Source organism: Coprococcus sp. AF16-22 (assembly GCF_003461545.1).
GTDB classification, from domain to species: Bacteria; Bacillota; Clostridia; order Lachnospirales; family Lachnospiraceae; genus Coprococcus; species Coprococcus aceti.
The window spans coordinates 1-18,817 of record NZ_QTXH01000003.1 but is presented as its reverse complement, the minus strand read 5'-3'; the positions used below and the strand labels follow the sequence as shown (position 1 = coordinate 18,817).

General features: G+C 44.5%; 18 protein-coding genes and 1 tRNA gene. 2 read left to right on the top strand and 17 right to left on the bottom strand.

Annotated features, from left to right (window positions below; translation table 11 throughout):
• Positions 1 to 110: 110 nt before the first annotated feature.
• From DWW60_RS04405 to DWW60_RS04385, 5 genes are all read right to left on the bottom strand, one after another.
• Complete coding sequence (locus tag DWW60_RS04405; RefSeq protein ID WP_117874468.1) at positions 111 to 1,709, bottom strand: putative ABC transporter permease subunit; 1,599 nt, start codon at positions 1,707 to 1,709, stop codon at positions 111 to 113.
• On the bottom strand, positions 1,706 to 2,416 hold the full coding sequence (locus DWW60_RS04400) for an ABC transporter ATP-binding protein (protein WP_015533583.1): 711 nt from the start codon (positions 2,414 to 2,416) through the stop codon (positions 1,706 to 1,708). The genes DWW60_RS04405 and DWW60_RS04400 overlap by 4 nt, the downstream gene beginning before the upstream one ends.
• Before the next feature lie 60 nt (positions 2,417 to 2,476).
• Positions 2,477 to 3,919: an MATE family efflux transporter gene (locus DWW60_RS04395; protein WP_015533582.1), complete on the bottom strand. Its 1,443-nt coding sequence runs from the start codon at positions 3,917 to 3,919 to the stop codon at positions 2,477 to 2,479.
• Positions 3,920 to 4,126: 207 nt separating this feature from the next.
• On the bottom strand, positions 4,127 to 4,675 hold the full coding sequence (locus tag DWW60_RS04390) for a hypothetical protein (protein WP_015533581.1): 549 nt from the start codon (positions 4,673 to 4,675) through the stop codon (positions 4,127 to 4,129).
• Between the two features lie 34 nt (positions 4,676 to 4,709).
• The gene (locus DWW60_RS04385) at positions 4,710 to 5,549 is read right to left on the bottom strand and encodes an ATP-binding protein (protein WP_015533580.1); all 840 of its coding nucleotides are present in this window, start codon (positions 5,547 to 5,549) and stop codon (positions 4,710 to 4,712) included.
• 145 nt (positions 5,550 to 5,694) lie between these two features.
• On the opposite strand from DWW60_RS04385, the gene DWW60_RS04380 reads away from it, so the two are divergent.
• The gene (locus tag DWW60_RS04380) at positions 5,695 to 6,381 is read left to right on the top strand and encodes a Crp/Fnr family transcriptional regulator (RefSeq protein ID WP_117874467.1); all 687 of its coding nucleotides are present in this window, start codon (positions 5,695 to 5,697) and stop codon (positions 6,379 to 6,381) included.
• A gap of 103 nt (positions 6,382 to 6,484) precedes the next feature.
• Positions 6,485 to 6,721 carry a hypothetical protein gene (locus DWW60_RS04375; RefSeq protein WP_015533578.1) on the top strand — a complete coding sequence of 79 codons (237 nt, stop codon included), beginning with the start codon at positions 6,485 to 6,487 and terminating at the stop codon, positions 6,719 to 6,721.
• Positions 6,722 to 6,810: 89 nt separating this feature from the next.
• Here the strand turns inward: DWW60_RS04375 and DWW60_RS04370 are convergent, their stop codons facing one another.
• The 12 genes from DWW60_RS04370 to DWW60_RS04315 form a co-directional block, all read right to left on the bottom strand.
• On the bottom strand, positions 6,811 to 8,544 hold the full coding sequence (locus DWW60_RS04370) for an ABC transporter ATP-binding protein (protein ID WP_117874466.1): 1,734 nt from the start codon (positions 8,542 to 8,544) through the stop codon (positions 6,811 to 6,813).
• A gap of 1 nt (position 8,545) precedes the next feature.
• On the bottom strand, positions 8,546 to 10,309 hold the full coding sequence (locus DWW60_RS04365) for an ABC transporter ATP-binding protein (protein ID WP_117874465.1): 1,764 nt from the start codon (positions 10,307 to 10,309) through the stop codon (positions 8,546 to 8,548).
• A gap of 123 nt (positions 10,310 to 10,432) precedes the next feature.
• The gene (locus DWW60_RS04360) at positions 10,433 to 11,062 is read right to left on the bottom strand and encodes a TetR/AcrR family transcriptional regulator (RefSeq protein ID WP_117874464.1); all 630 of its coding nucleotides are present in this window, start codon (positions 11,060 to 11,062) and stop codon (positions 10,433 to 10,435) included.
• A 250-nt stretch (positions 11,063 to 11,312) separates the two neighbouring features.
• Complete coding sequence (locus DWW60_RS13485; protein WP_117874463.1) at positions 11,313 to 11,513, bottom strand: hypothetical protein; 201 nt, start codon at positions 11,511 to 11,513, stop codon at positions 11,313 to 11,315.
• A complete protein-coding gene (locus DWW60_RS04350) occupies positions 11,485 to 12,636 on the bottom strand; it encodes a DNA/RNA non-specific endonuclease (protein ID WP_022216874.1) in 1,152 nt (383 codons plus the stop codon). Before DWW60_RS04350 ends, DWW60_RS13485 begins: the two co-directional genes overlap by 29 nt.
• A gap of 257 nt (positions 12,637 to 12,893) precedes the next feature.
• On the bottom strand, positions 12,894 to 13,352 hold the full coding sequence (locus tag DWW60_RS04345) for a ferritin-like domain-containing protein (protein ID WP_055147620.1): 459 nt from the start codon (positions 13,350 to 13,352) through the stop codon (positions 12,894 to 12,896).
• Between the two features lie 222 nt (positions 13,353 to 13,574).
• Positions 13,575 to 14,354 carry a DUF3169 family protein gene (locus DWW60_RS04340; RefSeq protein ID WP_055222901.1) on the bottom strand — a complete coding sequence of 260 codons (780 nt, stop codon included), beginning with the start codon at positions 14,352 to 14,354 and terminating at the stop codon, positions 13,575 to 13,577.
• Between the two features lie 55 nt (positions 14,355 to 14,409).
• Positions 14,410 to 14,619, bottom strand: coding sequence for a helix-turn-helix transcriptional regulator (locus DWW60_RS04335; RefSeq protein WP_055222898.1), 210 nt, complete (start codon positions 14,617 to 14,619; stop codon positions 14,410 to 14,412).
• Positions 14,620 to 14,669: 50 nt separating this feature from the next.
• Positions 14,670 to 15,482: a hypothetical protein gene (locus tag DWW60_RS04330; protein WP_243002916.1), complete on the bottom strand. Its 813-nt coding sequence runs from the start codon at positions 15,480 to 15,482 to the stop codon at positions 14,670 to 14,672.
• A gap of 261 nt (positions 15,483 to 15,743) precedes the next feature.
• Positions 15,744 to 17,273 (bottom strand): glycoside hydrolase family 32 protein, encoded by a 1,530-nt coding sequence (locus DWW60_RS04325; RefSeq protein ID WP_117874462.1) that lies wholly within the window; start codon positions 17,271 to 17,273, stop codon positions 15,744 to 15,746.
• 141 nt (positions 17,274 to 17,414) lie between these two features.
• Entirely contained in the window at positions 17,415 to 18,320 is a 906-nt protein-coding gene (gene cysK, locus DWW60_RS04320; RefSeq protein WP_117874461.1) for a cysteine synthase A, read from the bottom strand.
• Positions 18,321 to 18,505: 185 nt separating this feature from the next.
• Positions 18,506 to 18,576 (bottom strand) — tRNA-Trp (locus DWW60_RS04315).
• Positions 18,577 to 18,817: the final 241 nt, after the last annotated feature.

Below are 18,817 nucleotides of genomic sequence, written 5' to 3'. Positions count from 1 at the left end.
AACTTCTTTCTATCTATAATTTATACTGCTATCTATAATCTACACTGTCTTACAACCGCAGTCTCCAGCTCCCGTGCAGAGTACAGCCCTGGGATCATCATCGCAGACCGCTAAAGTGCCTCAAACACCTGCACCCCGCGTCTCTTCAGCCATATCCTAAACAAAACTGCAGCGGCTGCCGTCAATGCAGTGCTTATTGCTAGATACATTGTCGCTCCGGTAAAACCTCCGAATAACAAATATCCCACCACAAGTACAATAATATATACAAAATTCGATAAAATAGCAACAAGTACACCCATGCTCTGCTTCACGACTGATGCTTCCGACGTCCAGTCAAGCTTTGGCATCTTGAGATTGACTGCAAGCCCTATGTATGCAGTCAGGCACACATAAAGACATGGTATCAGTAACATCATCACGCCATCTACAAGTGATGGTGTCACAAAAACAAGCATCACTATATCAAGGATCAGCGCCGGAATCAGGGTAAGTATCACATGCATCCTCAGTTTTGCCCTAAGTATCTGCCACGATGTAACTGGAAGCGAACGCACGATCCAAAGATTCTTTCCCTCCAGAGATATCGATGGTGCAGTCAGATCATTCATCGACGCGGCGGCACATACGGCTATACACGCCCCAATTATAAGTACACCATCCGGTAGTCCGGGAGTTTTCGTAATCATATCTACTACATACTGTCCTTTAACAAGACAAACCACTGCCATAGCGATCATTATCAATGTCCCCAGGGAACAGTTGAGCATATATACGGCAGATGCTGCCAGTCTTTTGAACTCTTTCTGAAGAAGTGCTGCATCCTGGCTCTGCGCCTTTGCAGCTTTTATTATATTCTTCCTTTTGGTATGTCCGGCTTTTGTCGTCACGATTCCGATGAATGTTCTCTCAAGTACCAGCCACACTGCAAGAGAGATGATCAATGTGCCTGCTGCCACAAACGCCAGCTGCAATCCATCTCCTGTAGCCGCACGGCCAATTGAATAGAGCGGATATGCAGCACCTTTTATCTTTGCACTGTATTCTCCGCTATTTGCCAGGATCTTTGAGAGCAGCTTATTTGCATTCATGTATACAGCATAATATGCGGCTATAAATGCCAGTGACAATACAACTGTCACAAAGCTCTTATTTCTGGTCTTATTGCCTATCTTCCCCACTACCCAGCCAAGTATGCACGAAAGTACCAGAACGACAAATGTCAGGAGGATCATCACTATGACCGCTGAAATCACAGCACCTATACCCGGATGCGCCACTATCCCATATACTATTATTCCCGGAACCATGGCTGTTGCCGCAAATATCGCGCCCATGACATACACTCCTGCCAGTCTGGAAAACAGTATAGCTCTGACCGGTATTGGCAGTGACAGCATCAGGTCATTGTCTTTTGCCTGATACAAGCTCGCATATGTATTGAACACGCTTCCAAATATACCTATGGCAAGGGACATCATAGCCATCATAGCCATATACATCCAGTCTAGTCCCACGGCGCAGAGCTGAGCACACATCGAGTATGCCACGCTGCCAAACATGCTGCCCATGCAGCCGAGTATGAGCGCGATATATATGACTATTCCACATACCACAGCGCCTTTGGGTCTGGACTTTCCAGTCTTCCGGTCAACGAAAAATCCACTGAACAGCATCTTAAGCTGTTTCTTCATCAATATCCTTATCATGACTCACCCTCCAGATCAAGGAACACGGATTCAAGTGACTCGTCTCCCTTCACCTGCTCCATTATGCCCGCCTTCACCAGTCGTCCGCCTTTTATGATCGCCACTTTATCGCACAGCTTTTCTGCGACTTCCAATACATGTGTGGAGAAGAATATCGCCCCTCCGTCATCACACATTTTTCTCATCATCTGCTTGAGTATATGGGAAGCCTTTGGATCGAGTCCGACAAACGGTTCATCCATGATGACAAGTTTCGGTTCATGTATCCATGCTGATATGATTGCCAGTTTCTGCTTCATACCATGGGAATACTCGGATATCAGCTGTCCTAGGTTGTCTTTTATCTCAAATGCGTCAGCATATTTGTCTATGAGCTCGTCCCTGACTTCCTCCGGCACGTCAAATATATCTGCTATAAAATTCAAATATCCGATTCCGGTCATAAAATCATACATATCTGGATTGTCAGGAATATATGCCATCTGTTTCTTGCATTCCAGCGGTTTTTCCTTTATGGACACACCATCTATAAGGATATCTCCCTCCTCAAAATTCAGGATCCCTGTACACGCTTTTATAGTGGTTGTCTTACCTGCCCCGTTGTGTCCGATGAAACCATATATCTCCCCCGGCATTATATGTAGGCTTAGATTGTCCACCGCCAACTTATCTCCATATCTCTTTGTGAGATTTTTTATTTGCAGCATATTATTTTCTCCTTTTTCAAAACAGGGGACGGAGGTACCTGACCTCTCCGTCCCCATAGATTATCGCGCTCTATGCTTATTTCGCTTCATCCTGCCCCTGAACTCATCAAGTGCCGCGCGACCAGGTCCCGTCATAGGTTTGATCCACCTTCCTTTTAACAAGTACGGTGTCAGTATGACAAATCTCAGAAGTTCATCCGTGTAAACAAATGAGAACACTGCGAGGAATGGCAGCTTGAGCACCATTCCTGCTACCCATGTAGCCGGGACCGAAAACAACATCAGTCCACTGATCTCCATAACTGTTCCAACGATGGCCTCACCGCCTGCACGGAAGCACTCGTTCTGTATATAGCAGCATGTTCTGACTGCTCCGAAGAACAGATATATTATAAGCATATACTTTGTGTACATCATCGCCTCAGCCCCGAGTCCAAACAATCCAAACAGCGGATTGTGCAGCAGCATCGTGATGAGCACAATTGTGAATGTGATGGCAGGACATACCAGTGCAGCTCTCTTGGCATAGGAAAGTCCCCTGTCCAGATTACCCGCGCCAACTTCATTTCCCACGGCAACGCTGGACGCATTTGCCAGACCACCAAAGAATGCATATACAAACCCTTCACATACACGGAATGCAGCCATGGCGGCTATGGCGGAATCACTCTGATGTCCCATGACAACGTTGATTATCATCTGGCCCACGCCATAGAGGATCTCGTTGCATACGATCGGGAATGCCTTGGACGCATAGGACTTCACAAATCCCATATCAATATCAAATGCCTTTCGCGCACTGAACTTTATCTCATGCCTGCTCTTTGCAAGATACAGAATGAGCAGCGCTATGTTCACGATACCAGACACCAGTGTACCTATAGCCGCACCAGCAACTCCCATCTTGGGAGCACCAAATTTACCATAGATCAACACAAAATTTATACAAAAGTTGAGTAAAAGTGAGATGACCGAGCATACCAGTGGCACCTTCACCCTCTCCGTTGACTTAAGGAGTGCTGTAATTATTGCGGCAAATACCTGAAGCGGATAAGACCATCCAACTATTCTCATATATGGCTTCGCAAGTGCTATGATCTCTACTTTATCTGTATATATTCCAAGTATCCACCCCGGTGCAACCACAGTCACCACCGCAAATGCTATTCCAAATATTCCCGCACATATGATCGCCAGACCAAATGCCTTGTTCATTCCCTCTGGATCCTTGGCACCCCAGTATTGAGACATGAACAGAAGGGAGCAGCTGACAAATCCCCAATATGTTGAAAACAAAAGTGATCCTATCTGTGCACACACGCCAACCGCCGCAACGGCGATCTCGCCCTCACTTCCTATCATGATGGTATCAACCATACTAGCGGTGGTCGCCAGCAGATTCTGCATCGCAATAGGCACAGCAAGCACAGCCAGCATTCTGGCAAATTCTTTCCATGTCACCTTTTTATTATTTTTTACAAAGCCCGTAGCAGCACTTCCCATTTTTGTTACCTTTTCCTGTTATTATCTCTTTCATCATTTAATTTGATGCGTCCGATTATTGTACTCCCGAATAATTGTATTTGCAATGGCTTTATACCTGTAGTATGAAGTATTTTCTTATTAATTTTAACAGGCGCACCACTTTTATTCCATCTGTGATGCGCCAAGCCTTGTTATTTTCAAGTATTATATTTTTGTGTGCCATTGTTACATACTGTTGTTGGTTGACAAATCTTCAAGCTCACGCTCTACTCTCTCAAGCTCGCCGTCACTCCAGTTCTCCCCCAGTGCAAATACTGCCCTGCACACACTGAAGTTCACCTCGCCATCTGCGTTGATCTCCCCGGAGATCACTCTGTGGGATATCTTCTGAAGTGTGGAAAGTATGTCTATCCGCACGTCCGATATGACAGAAGGCTCTGCCACATTGCCATCTCTATTGCCTTCCTCGTGCTCTGTCCGTTCTTCTCTGTACACGCTCTCCCAGTCATAATCTGCAGTCCTGCCACATGGTGCACCGCATACACTGCAGTCAGGGACAATTGTATGCTTATCAGCATGCACCCTTGCGATCATCGCCTTCATGTCTGCATCAGAGATGCCAAGAGCAATATCAGACATGTGCAAACCTTCTATTATTATGTTATTTGTATCATCAGTCACATGCATCATCCCATCAGTGGCTCTCACCAGCCCTATCAGAGCACCGACCAGACGACTGCCTGTCTCAGTTGTAATTCTTATTTTATCTTCCATTGTCTTTACCTTTCATGGTGCTGTGAAGAGAATGTCAGTCAAGAATTCTTCCATCTATTGATATTGTTGCAACCTGCCATGGGATAAACTTGCCGCTGTCCTGAAGTGCCTTCTTCGCAGCCATCTCCAGTCCTCCACAACAAGGAACCTCCATACGGACTATTGTAACACTTTGTATGTCATTTCGCCTGATAATCTCTGTAAGTTTCTCTGAATAATCGACACTGTCAAGTTTCGGACAGCCGATCAGAGTCACATGTCCCTTTATGAATTTCTCGTGGAACGATGCATAGGCATAGGCTGTACAGTCCGCCGCTATAAGCAACTTTGCACCATCAAAGTATGGCGCATTTACCGGGGCAAGTTTGATCTGCACCGGCCACTGTGTGAGCTGGCTCGGGCGCTCATAATTATATATGTCACCCGCCTGCTGATTGACTGTTTTATCAGTTGTATTCTGTACGCATTCTACTGCTGCCTGTTCATATGAGCTTGCCTGTACTGCTTCACCTGAAGCTGCTGCCGGTCTCCTGAATATGCTTCTCGCCATGGAACCAGGGCAACCGGAGTGTGCCGGACTTTTTTCATGCATCACTCCTGAGCCAACCATATTTCTGGATTTTTCTGCATCGAGTCTTGCCTGTTTGTTTGCCATGACTGCCGCCTCATCATACGCAGCCGCCTCTCTCTCCACAAATGTTATGGCTCCTGTAGGACACGACGGCAGGCAGTCGCCAAGTCCATCACAATAATCGTCTCTGAGCAGCTTTGCTTTGCCGTTTACCATGCCTATAGCACCCTCATGGCACGCATTTGCACAGGCTCCACATCCATTACACTTGTCCTCGTCTATCTGTATAACTCTTCTTATCATATATATTTCCTCCAATCTTTTTCCTGCTTTTAACGTCATTATATTCAGTCAGAGCATTTGTGTATGTTGAATTTTCAACATAAAAATGTTATACTTTCTAGGGACAATCCTTGTGACAAAAGTAGCGTCCCCACTAAGAGGTAATATGAACAAATACATGGACACATTATTGAAATCCAGTCTTTTTTCTGGTATTATCGCCGACGACGTTGACTCCATACTGGACTGTCTGGGTGCAATCATCAAAAAATACCAAAAAAATGAGTGTATTCTCATGGCTGGCAACACAACAGAATATATAGGATTGCTGCTTACAGGCAAAGCGATAGTCATCCAGGAGGATTACTGGGGGGGTCAAAGCGTCATGTCTGCCATCCTGCCCGGACACACGTTTGCGGAATCATATGCCTGTACCCCTGGCTCCGTACTCGACGTCAGCGTATATGCTGAAGCTGCAAGTTCTGTATTGTTTCTGAATGTTCAAAAAATGCTCACCACCTGCCCGGTAACATGTGGCAGACATAATCAGATGATAAGAAATCTCCTGTGCGATCTCGCCGGCAAGAACCTGAGGCTCGGCGAAAAATCAAAGCACATGAGCCAGAAAACAACCAGGGATAAGTTGCTCTCCTACCTGTCATCGGAGATGCACAGACATGGCAGCAACGAATTTGACATACCATTTTCCAGACAGCAGCTCGCTGACTTTCTGTCCGTGGATCGCAGTGGACTGTCTACTGAACTTGGCAGGATGAAGACTGATGGGCTGATCGACTTCCACAAATCTCATTTTGTTCTTAAGTCTCCTGCCCAGGGGTGGACTGATGTGTGATGTTGATGTATCATGTAATTAACTGTTCAGGGAAATTCATTACAGATGGGGGATTTTCCCTGATTCAGGATTTATCAATATAATATGATCAGGAGGGATTTCAATGAAACCAATGAAAACTATCAAAGACGGATGGAACAAATTCACTGTTGTCGTAAAGGATAAAGACTACTCAACAAGAGAGGCCGTGCTTTTCGCTATCTGCACATTCCTCACAGGGCTTGTGCTCGGAATGCTCTGCTCTCCTAGAAAGAGCCAGACATTTGGCTCATACAACGGCAACTGCAGCGATGGCGGCTGTAACTGCGACTGCGATTATGATGAGGACGATTTTGAGTAGGCTGCGAACTGATAACTAATATCCCAAAGCAAAAGACAGGTGTCGATTATCTGACACCTGTCTTCTGTGTTTCACAGGATACATTTCACTTATATCTTCCAGCTAACTGCCAGTTCTCTCGAATCCACAAATCTTCTGTAGATTCCGTCCTGCTTCATGAGTTCTTCGTGGGTTCCCTTCTGGGCTATTCTTCCCTGATCCACCACTACTATCTGATCCGCATGTCTTACGGTCTTGAGTCTGTGGGCAATCATGATGATCGTCTTCTCCTTTGTCAGGGCATCCACTGCAAGAGTAAGCTCCTTCTCGTTCTCAGGATCGACATTTGCAGTCGCCTCGTCAAGGATGATGATAGGTGAATCCTTCATGATGGCGCGGGCTATGGATATTCTCTGTTTCTCACCGCCTGAGAGGGTTGCACCGCCCTCACCGATCACAGTGTTGTAACCGTCAGGAAGCTTGCTGATGAAGTCATGGCAGCACGCCTTCTTTGCAGCCTCCACAACCTCTTCATGGGTTGCCTCCGGCCTTCCGAACTTGATGTTGTTCTCTATGGTATCAGCAAAGAGATATACATTCTGGAATACAAATGAGAAGTTGTTCATGAGACTGTTCATGCTGTAATCCTTAACATTTGTTCCGCCCAGGGTTATCTCACCCGAATCCACATCCCAGAATCTGGCGATCAGATTGCACAGGGTTGTCTTTCCACCGCCAGATGGTCCGACGATCGCCGTCGTTGTCTTCTCCGGTATGGTGAGTGAGATTCCGTCTATTATCTTTCTCTTGTCGTAAGAGAACTCTATATTCTTAACCTCTATATCGTGATTTTCAGGATTGAGTTCCTTTCCATCTATATCCATTGTGTCAAGTCCGAGCACTACATTTGCCTTGTCTACGCACACACTGACCACATGTAGCAGTGATGAAAATGTTCCCATGGTCTCAAGGCCCCCGTAGAGCATGAATGCCGCGATCGACATACCCACAGCATACAGAACGCTCATGCTGCCATTTATATAAAAGTAAGCCGAAAGTCCTATTATCGCTACCCCTGTAAGCTTTGTCACAATGCTTTGGAGAAAATGATATGGGACATAGACAAGCTCCATCTTTACATTTGCCCTGACGCAGGCTTCATTTGCCGCATTGAGTCTCTTCGTCTGCTTGCCGATGAGGTTGTAGGACTTGACCTCTGATATGCCCTGTATGTACTCCATGATCTGATTTATGAGTTCAGTGTCACAGTCAACCTTGGCTGAAGATGCCTGCTTTCCAGCATTCTGCATCACCGTGTTTATCACAAGGAATATGGCAACTCCAACAAGTGATACCAGTGCGATCCTCCAGTCGCAGAGCAGGATCATGAGTATGATCATGGATGTCTCGAGGAGTCCCTGGGTCGTGAGCATGACAACTCTCGTAGCCACATCTCCCAGATTCTCCATGGTATTTGTCGTAACTGATGCGATCTCACCTATGCTGTTGGAATTGAAATATCCCATAGGCACATATCTGAGGTGCTCCGCCATCTCTATACGCTTGAATGCCGCTGTGGTGTAGCCACCCTCTGTCTGCAGCACGGTCGACGACATCTTGCACAGTATTCCAACTACGATCGATACCGCCATGATGGCTATTGAACCAAGTATATATTTTCCAAGGTCTTTTCCTTCTATAACGCCCATGAGTACACACATTATAGCCGGGATCTTCAGTGCCGATGCCAGTGCATCTATCAGGCTTATCACTATTGAACGCTTGAATTTGCGGCTGTTTTCCTTACCTGAGAACAGGAAGAACTTTTTTAATACTCCAAACATATTACTCGCCCTCCTTTTCATCGCCTGCCGTATCCTTGACCGAGATGTGCGCCTGCCACATATCCCTGTAAAGTGTGCATTTGCTAAGAAGCTCCTCATGTGTTCCGTGAGCCTCCACATTTCCTGCATTTACCACAAATATCTGATCCGCATCCTTGATGGTGGAAAGTCTGTGGGCTATGACTATCAGCGTCTTACCCGCCACAAGCTTGGCGATAGAGATCTGAAGTATGGCCTCATTCTCCGGATCGGTGTAGGCTGTTGCCTCGTCCAGTATAACTATCGGCGCGTCCTTCAGCATCGCCCTGGCGATGGATATCCTCTGTCTCTCACCGCCCGACAAATGTCCACCTGCACCGCCGACCACGGTGTCAAATCCATTCTCAAGATTCATGATGAAGTCATAGCACCCACTCTTTCTGGCTACCTCCTCGACCTCAGCGTCCGTGGCGTCCGGTCTTCCCTGTCTTATGTTGTCCCTGACTGTCTCGTTGAACAGGTAATTATCCTGTGACACATACGCAAGCCTGTCGTTGAAATCCGTCAGCGCGATATCCTTTATGTCCACGCCTCCGATCTCTATGCTTCCGCTGTTCACATCCCACAGTGAAGCTATCAGCTTGGCTATTGTAGACTTTCCGCTTCCCGACGGACCGACTATCGCATTTACCGTTCCCGCCTTTATATCCATGCTCACGCCGTGGAGTATCTCCTTGTCGTGATAGCCAAATGTGATATCTGTAACCTTTATTCCATTGTCCTTCGGCTGTGCCTTTGTTCGCTCAGGTCTCACAAGCTCCGGCTGCTCCAGGATTCCTGTCACCTCTCCGATGACTGTCGACAGCTTGCCTAAGTCATCGGTGTATGAACCGATGGTGAGCAGCGGGCCGACTATTCCAAGTGAGAGGATGATACACACAACGAAATCCGCTGTGGTGAGCGAACCATTTGACACATAGCGCGCACCTATCGGAAGGACCGTTGCAAGTGTGTACGGTGTGATGACGAACATGGCTGCTTGGAAGAATGAGCACTTCTTCATCCAGTTGATATACGAGTCTGCGTTCTCCTTTGCCGCCTTTGTGAACTTGGCATATGAGCTCTCTGTCTTGCCAAATGCCTTGATGACCTCAATTCCATCTATGTACTCCACTGCTGCGTCGTTCAGCGCCTTGGTCTTCTCAACTGTCCTGTTGTAGTTCTCCTGGAAATCGATCATCATGCCCATGTACGTTGCAAATCCAACGACTATCGGGATAAATGAGAACAACGCCAGTCTCCAGTCAACCATGAAAAAATACACGATGACAATGATAGGCGCCAGCAGGTTGGATGTAAACTCAGGCACAACATGTGCCAGAGTCGTCTCTATGCTGTCTATTCTCTCCACCATGATGTTCTTGAATGATCCCGATGGAGTGTCCTTCACATATCCAAGCGGCACCCTTGCAAGCTTGTCACAGCATGACTTTCTGATATTTGCAAGCACGGTAAATGTCGCCTTGTGGGAACATGCCGTTGATACGCTGTGGCAAAGCTCTGCAAGTATAAATGATCCCGCTATGATAAGAGCCTTCACCATATATTCCCTGAGATCCTTATCCCCGTCAAGGAACATCCTGACCACGTCCGCAATGATGAAATACGGAACTATCTTGAATACTACATTGATAACCGCCAAAATGACGCTCCACACATAGGATGACTTCTTCTGCCCCGCCCATGTGAGGACCCAGCTCACCGCTGATTTCTTTTTTTCTTCCACTTTTTCTCCTCCTTATATCTTGAGCAAAAACTTGTTCGTTTTCACTTATTTGCATTAGTTTCGCCTAACCTCATAGTTTAAAATTATGCGGTTCGGTATTTTACCTTGCCGCATACCTACTGACTACTCCGGAAACTGCACCTTCCATAGTCTCTCCCAGCCTCCGGTGTAGAACTTCTTGAGCTTGCCGACATTCTCTATCGCAGTCTCACGATCCATGTCGTGTTCTATGATCTGGAATATCGCCGAAAAAAAGCCACTATATATCATATGACAAAGGCTGTCGCTTATGTCCGGCACATTTATACCGGCTCTGTGCATCTCATCCACATACTGCTTTGAAGATCTCATCTCACGGTCTACCAGATTATGTATCATATCTCCGTATTTCTCATTGTCGCTGCACCGCAGCAGAAGTTTAAAATTATCATAATGATCATACACATAATTAACCATCTGATCCATTCCGTTTCCGGATGCGCTTGCCATATTCTCTGTCTGCTTCTCCGGAGGCAGACTTTGGAACTCCTCAAGCACGCTGTCATATATCCCATACAGCTCATCCACATACGGATCTATCAGTGCATCAAAAAGTGCCTCCTTTGTAGGATAATATTTATAGAATGCACCTGTTGTAAGTCCGGCATCTTTCACAATGCTTCTGAGCGATGCCCCTGCAAATCCATACTCAAGGAAATGATTCAGTGCTGTTTTCAAAATATTTTGTCTTGTGTTCTCTGCTTTTTCTGTCATAAAGACTCCTCTCCCGTTTAATATGCCTCGCTTCTGACCGAAACAGATTCCAAATGCAAGTGCCATACCAACCATCAGACACGCGCAAATATAACAGTGTTATATTACACTGTTATATTTTATATATAATCCCCCTGTTGTCAAGTGCTGTTTTGATATTTTTTCAGCCATATCAAATTTTTGATAAAATATGCGCTTTACCCTTATAAAAAACAACCACCTGATATACAATACGATATCAAGTGATTGTCTAATTAGTTTTTCTCTCTTCTTCTCTGCTCTCTTGTCTTATTCTTTTCTCTATCTCCACACTCTTCATATACTCAAGACCTACCTCTCCATCTTTCTTAACTGCGGTCACTATCCGATGAAGCTCTCTCCTAATTTGTTCTGAGTGTATCATAATTCCAAGCAAAGTCCAACTACGGATTGCAGTTCTTACAAGGTTCATATCCCTCAGATATAAGCTCGTCCCTTGTGGTCGTTCTCTCAGATTTATTCGCTTCCTTCATCTGTTTCACACTCCTGCATGATGGCTTATGAAACTTACCGGTGTTGGTGTTGACTATGTATGTATCCTCATCCGCAGACTCCTTCTGGATCTCCGATGTATCACTGCCAATATCTGACTCCGTATCCTGAGTTTCTCCGATCATTCCAGCTTCTGCTGTCTGGTCATCATCTCCTTTTTCCTCTGATACTTTAGTGCTGGCATTCTCTCCCGGCACCACATAATCCGGATCCGCTTCGCTGTCCCCTGTAGCATAGTCGATTATCACGCCTGGCTGTACATTGTACACATACACATTGAAACTTACTCCTGCGCCTTTATCCTCCACGGACTCCGCCTCCATCTGCACTCCGGACGCAACCAGATTGTCTCCATCGTATACAGGTGTAACCCTGTAAAGCACATGATTTCCAGTACTTTCCACATAATCAGCTACCTCATTTTCAAATGGCAGCATGCCAGTGACATTCAGATATCTGGTTCCAGTTATCAGATTCTTTTCATTTGCATTCTCCCCGGCAAGCTGATATCCGATCAGATGGCAGCGATTATACAGATAATTGCCGTCTATACGATCATTGTATTTAACTGTATGCCACCCTGAAGGCTTTATCATACCTATCTCGCCGCGCTCCTCCGTTGGCATAATCTCCTTACAGATATTGGCATAGGCAACTCCACATCTTCCAAGAAAGTCCAGGTCGCTGTAATTCTCAAATGCCTCCGTCACCATCTCATCCTCACTGAAATAAGGCACATTGCCATTTATCTCACAATATGCCTCTCCCGAATATATGGGAATATCAGCAATCTCCATGCTCGAAGCCTGCTGATCTGCAATATTCTCAGATGCTGCCGCACTGCTTTCAGGTGACGTGTTGCCGGTGTTATCTTTTTTCTCCGCAGCTGTGGTATTCTCTGATTCTGAGGTATCTTCTACAGTCTCCTTCTCATATCCCTTTACCGCGGACCTGCTGCCATCCGCAATTTCTGACATACTGCACCCGGACATCAGCAATGCAAATATTGCTACATACAGTACACTGTAAAATTTTCTTTTCACGTCACATTCTCCTCTCTGAAAATGTTATCCCTGCCTATATACATCCTATTAAAATTTAGCTATCTTTTTCCAAAATGTATAATAACATTCTACATTTTGTCATCCGTTTTGTGAATACATCCCCGCATAAAACCTCAATTCAAAACAAAGAGTTTTCACTAGCTGCTTTAACAAATCATTGCAACAAAAAAGAGGATATATACCACATGTGATACATATCCTCCTTACAATTTATGCTCCCTTGTGTAAGCTTTTCCCTACACCATTCCATTTGCGACCTTATACTTGTAGAGCATCTCCGCATGATTCTGCTCCTCGATCTGTATATCCGCCAGAAGCTTTCTCACCGCACTCTCGCCAAATGCAAATATCTCTCCATTGTACTCGCCTGACACAAGCTTCTCTGTTCCAATACAGTCTGTTGCAAGGAACTCATCATTCTTCTTATCCTCGGAATCGTCCATCATCTTGTATGTCTGCTTTGGCTCATAATCTTTTCCATCGCTGTCATTGCAGTCACACTGTGGAACCTGTCCGTCAAGCACCTGGGTAAGTGAATCATAGTGCTTCTGCTCTTCCTTCTGTATAGTCTGGAACAGATTCTTAAGCTCAGGATCCTTCGCCTGCTCCGCATATCTTCCATATTTCTCCACACAGGACTTCTCCTGTGTCTGAAGATCCTGGATAACTGTTTTCTCTTTTTCCTTTAATATCATAGCAATACTCCTTTCGATTAAAATTCATCCCATCGCATAGATATTATTGTCCAAAATAGTACAGCTCTATTCCTACATCTCTATTTTTTTATATTTTTCTGCCTTCTGGTCATTTATATATATGTATGGCAATGAAAAATCTCAGGACCGTGTCATACAATAAAAGGCGAATGCCCTGCAATTGTCATACAGCCATCCGCCATTATATCACATATATTTATTTTATTTCTGTAGTCTCACAAACTCTCTGCAATAAGCCACATACATTACAATCAACACAAGTCCAACAGCCACTATTGGCATCACTCCTGTGTCAAATGCAAACATGCTCATAAACGTAAGTATCCACATGACAAATCCTGCCTTAATTCCAGTCATAAATCCCTTCTTGGAGGATTTGGCTATCATGATAAGCTCAGCCTCGTCCGATGTGTTCTCCCAGTCACGGCGAAAATGCATATCGAATATATTTCCGCTTTTCTCCGGGTTAAGCTTCTTCTCTTCATCGATGACAAGCTTTTCAACCACACAATACAGTGCCATAGATATCAGAAATACGAGCTCGGACAGCACTGTCAGGAATGTGCCACGCCCATCACTGTACGTCCTGTCCACAGCGTATATACACACCGGAAACAACACAAGTCCAACGAACACGATGACACACGGGAGATATGAGGCAGTCGTGATCCGACTCTCTATATCCACTATCACATCCTCGTTCTCTCCGTCCCAGCCACTGATCGTCCTCTTTATCTTCCCATACATGACAAATGACACCACGAACACCGCCAACATGAGCACTCCATATGCTATAGGCAGCGTATCAGCCACTATCCTCCATATATTATCCCAGTTGATTCCATCCAGTGTATCCTTGTTCACCGCTGCAAGCCTTCCAGCCAGAAACCCTCCAAGCAAACTTACCAGGATCATTATCGCAAATATTATATATATCTTCAGATTACTTTTCTTGTTCACTTTTTTATCAGTATCATTCATCTCATATCCTCTTTTCATTCTATGAATTAACACGACCTTATCCATATGTCAGAAGTCACTCCTCATCTTCCTCATATTGGAAGATATCCTCCACACTGGCACCACACACCTTTGCGATCTTGAGTGCCAGAGTCACCGATGGACTGTAATCTCCCCTCTCTATCTGACTTATCGTCTGCCTCGAGGTCTGCACCAACGCTCCCATCTCCTGCTGGTTTACTCCCAGCTTCGCCCGATATTCCTTCAGCCTGTTGTACAGCGGCATCTATATCACCTCCAGCTTGTTAATCTGTATTGTCATCATAATCAGGTCCATTATCTGTTTATGCCGTCCTCTCCATCAGAGCCCAATCCTTTTATTACATTGTCCGCATCTTCAGCTTCTGCTCTGTCTGCCAGCCCATGCTCTGCATACTTATGTGTGGATGTTCCCCATATCATGGAAAAGCTTATTCCAAAACAGAATCCAATGGAAATTCCAAGCGCCAAATTGTCAAACAGCATTCCGTACACTATACCAAGTGCAACACCAATTAGAATTCCAAACGGTGCGCCAGTGGATTTATCACGCTTACACACATATATTTTATCCTTCAATAAAAATCCATCACTCTTATCATCGCCAAATACATCTATCACTTTCTGATACATATTGCCATGTGCAGCCTCCATCATATCTTCCGTCAGATTGTCCACATCAGGATGAATATAATACTTTCTAAGCTTATATATACTTAGCATATCCTTGCCACTCTCTGGTTCAGGCGTCAACTCACTCCTGGCAATATCTTCTTTATCAAAGATAAAGCAGCTCCACATCTGTTTCTTCCTGAAGAATCCATACACCGGAAGCCCCTTCTTCAGACTTTCCCGGAGCTCATTCTCAAGCTCATTTATATCACAGACCTCAGCCATAGCATCTCCTAGCTTGTGCTTCTTTAACATTCTTTCTGTGATCGGTGTCACGGAATATCCCTTGACCTGTGTCTTTAATTTGTCCGCCGGTTGGGAGACGATCATGCCCTCAAACATAGCTTGTAGTGTTTCACAGGTAGATTTCTTATTACCTTTATCCATGCCATTTTCACTTAGATTGTCCTTTTTATTTACACCTTGCTTTTTCCTCATATCCTCATAACTCCATTTTAATTCTTACCACTAAAATCCCATTCCAAATTCAAGATATATATATTATATATGCCAAATGACAACTATAGTTGTCATTTCTTTTACAATGGAGTATAACAAATGACAAGGAAAGTTGTCAATAACTTTTGACAACTTTCCTTGTCATCTCAATGTTGGAACGGAGGCACCTGAAACCTGGAGAACCGCCAGACTGATGCCTGGCAGTGCAACAACTAAACAATTGAGCAAGATCATCTTTTGTTAAATGATATCATACTTCTCCACATCCACGACTGCCTGTCCCTCACATAACAGCTCTATTCCATCCGCTTCAATAGGTGTATATATCGCCGTGCTCATTGTCATAGCTCCATCATTTACAAACAGCTCTATCGAATTCCTGTCCAGTATAAATCTGAGCTTTATACTATCTTGAGCCTCCTGCTGTTCATCAACCTTTCCCTTGACATCCCCGTAACATTCTGCTGATTTCACGCAGGCCCTTCTGATACACACCACATCTTTCTCAAATCCGGCAAATGTCCTGTCCATCTCTATTATATTATTTTCTCTGTCATATATAAATCGAGTATAATATCCGCTTCCCTTTGCCAGATTCACGGTAAATCTGCTGTATTTGTTTCCAGTGATTACAAATGTCACATCCAGACTTCTTCCACTTATACCTTCCAGACTACGCCGTCCACTCACTACTTCATCTGAGTACCTGACCATATTAGCATGATACTTCTCTATCTCTCTCACTGGCTTCTGTATCAAGCATCCATTTTTCAGAGATATCTCCCTCGGAATCGTCATCATTCCCTGCCACTTCTGTCCACCGGGTATCCACAGATTATGCCACGACTGCATCCACGCTATCATTATCCTTCTGCCATCCGGCAAAAGTGTAGTCTGAGGCGCGTAGAAATCTGTTCCATAATCAAGTGATAATGGCTCTCCACCGTCAAATTTCTTCTCACCTTTATCAAATTCTCCAACAAAATAGATAGAATTATTTCCATTGTGGAATTCATATCCCTCTGCTTTCATTCCCGTAGGCGATACGAGAAGTACATGATGATCGTCTAATTTGAAGAAATCAGGGCATTCCCATACGCCGCCCAGATCACCTTCATTCCGTGCAAGGATACTCTCAAATGTCCAACTTTCCATATCAGCGCTCGAAAGTAATACCACAAGCCCCTTATTATCCTGATCCACACAGCCTGTAGCCATATAGTATCTGCCATCCTCAAGCCATGCCTTCGGATCTCTGAAATCCGCTCTGCTCAATCCCTCCGGCAGCATATCTCCAGTCACCACCGGGTTATTCTGTATTTTTTTATATGTAACGCCATCACCAACCGCTATGCTCTGGTTCTGCAATACCCCATCACCGTCGGGATTTTTCATAACACTGGTATATATCAGGACATGCTCTCCATCTTTTTCAATGGCCGTACCTGAGAAACAGCCCTCGGCATCATATATCGTATCAGGTGCAATCGCCACAGGAAGCTGCTCCCATCTTATCAAATCGTCACTGACCTGATGCCCCCAATGCATAGGTCCCCATTCCGTACTGTACGGATGATACTGGTAAAACAAATGCACCTTACCATTATACACAGAAAATCCATTCGGATCATTCATCCAACCGACAGGCGGAGTCACATGAAACAACGGTCGCTCATTCTTATCTATTTCATTCTGAGTTTCGTATTTCCTCGATGCAGCAAGTGCCTCGCTAACCACATTTTTTCCCGCCATCTTCCCATTTATATCCATCTCTTTTTCTCCTTTATACTTACATGGTTTATATTTTGCGTTCTTTCAAATAACACATTTAAATCAATAAAATAGAGACATTTCCACTGTACTATACATAGCATCTCTTGAAAATGTCCCTAAATAAATTTATTTCCTATTTTATAATAAACCTACACTGAAATATCTTTCAGCCCTGTCCGCCATAACTGTAGCTATAACCTTATCCCTACCATACTTCTCTGCCATCTGCATAGCTGCCCATACATTTGCACCGGATGACGTACCTACAAGAAGTCCCTGTTCTTTGGCAAGTCGTCTCGCCATCTCAATGGCATCCTTATCCGCCACTTCCACCACATCTGTTACCAGTGATGTATCCAGGACATCCGGTATAAATCCATCACCAATACCCTGTATCTGATGGATTCCCGGGCCATCTCCATGTAGCGCTGACACTCCCTTAGGCTCAACGGCAACAATCTTCGTATCTGGATTTTTCTCCAACAGATATTTAGCTATACCTTGGAGAGTACCCCCACTTCCAACACCAGACACATATATGTCTATCTTCTGACCAAGCTGTTCACACATCTCAACTGCTGTTGTGCGATAATGCGCATCTGGATTTGCCTGATTGACAAACTGCTGCGGCATGAAATACTTCTCTGGATCAGATTCTGCTATCTCATTTGCCTTATCAACAGCACCACCGATGCTTAGAATCGGATCCGTAAGTACCAGCTCAGCACCAAATGCCCTGATAACCTTCTTTCGCTCCTCACTCATATTCTCTGGCATCACAATTATCACTTTATAACCTTTCTGAACACCACAGAGTGCAAGCCCTATTCCGGTATTACCGCTCGTAGGCTCTATAATAGTCATTCCCGGCTTGAGTTTTCCCTCACTCTCTGCAACCTCCAGCATGTTTTTTGCGATCCTGTCTTTAATACTTCCACCAGGATTAAGAAATTCCGCCTTGGCAAATATATTGTATCCTGTCGACTTTTTCAGACACATAAGCGGAGTATTCCCTATCAGATCAAGCACATCATTGTAATACATATTAATCCCTTCTTCTCTTTACTTTATATTATAATATTTTACATATTTTTCCACCAAAGTCACTATAAAATATATAGAACTGCCTTTATATTAATGTGGTTCATTCTCCTTTTTCATAGTTTGCCATTTTCCTTCCCACTAATATAAATAAAGCCTTGAAACACTGAGTTTTCAAGGCTTTTTAGCAGGGGATGAGAGAATCGAACTCCCACCAAAGGTTTTGGAGACCCCTATCATACCATTTGACCAATCCCCTATATACAGAAAAAATTTAACACCTGTTGCAGCGTTAAATTTTCTCGGTACTTTTATTTTGTACCTTCAGAATTTCACACAGAAAGCTAGTAACCTAACCCCATCTAACAACCAACGACTGTTTCAAAGTAAACTTTATTCTTTACTGTGTATGCCTTAGATTCTGCACCTTGCAGATATCATGCACACTTGCGTATCTCCAAAGCTTATCTCTTAGAAACCTCTAAGGATAAGTCCTCGAC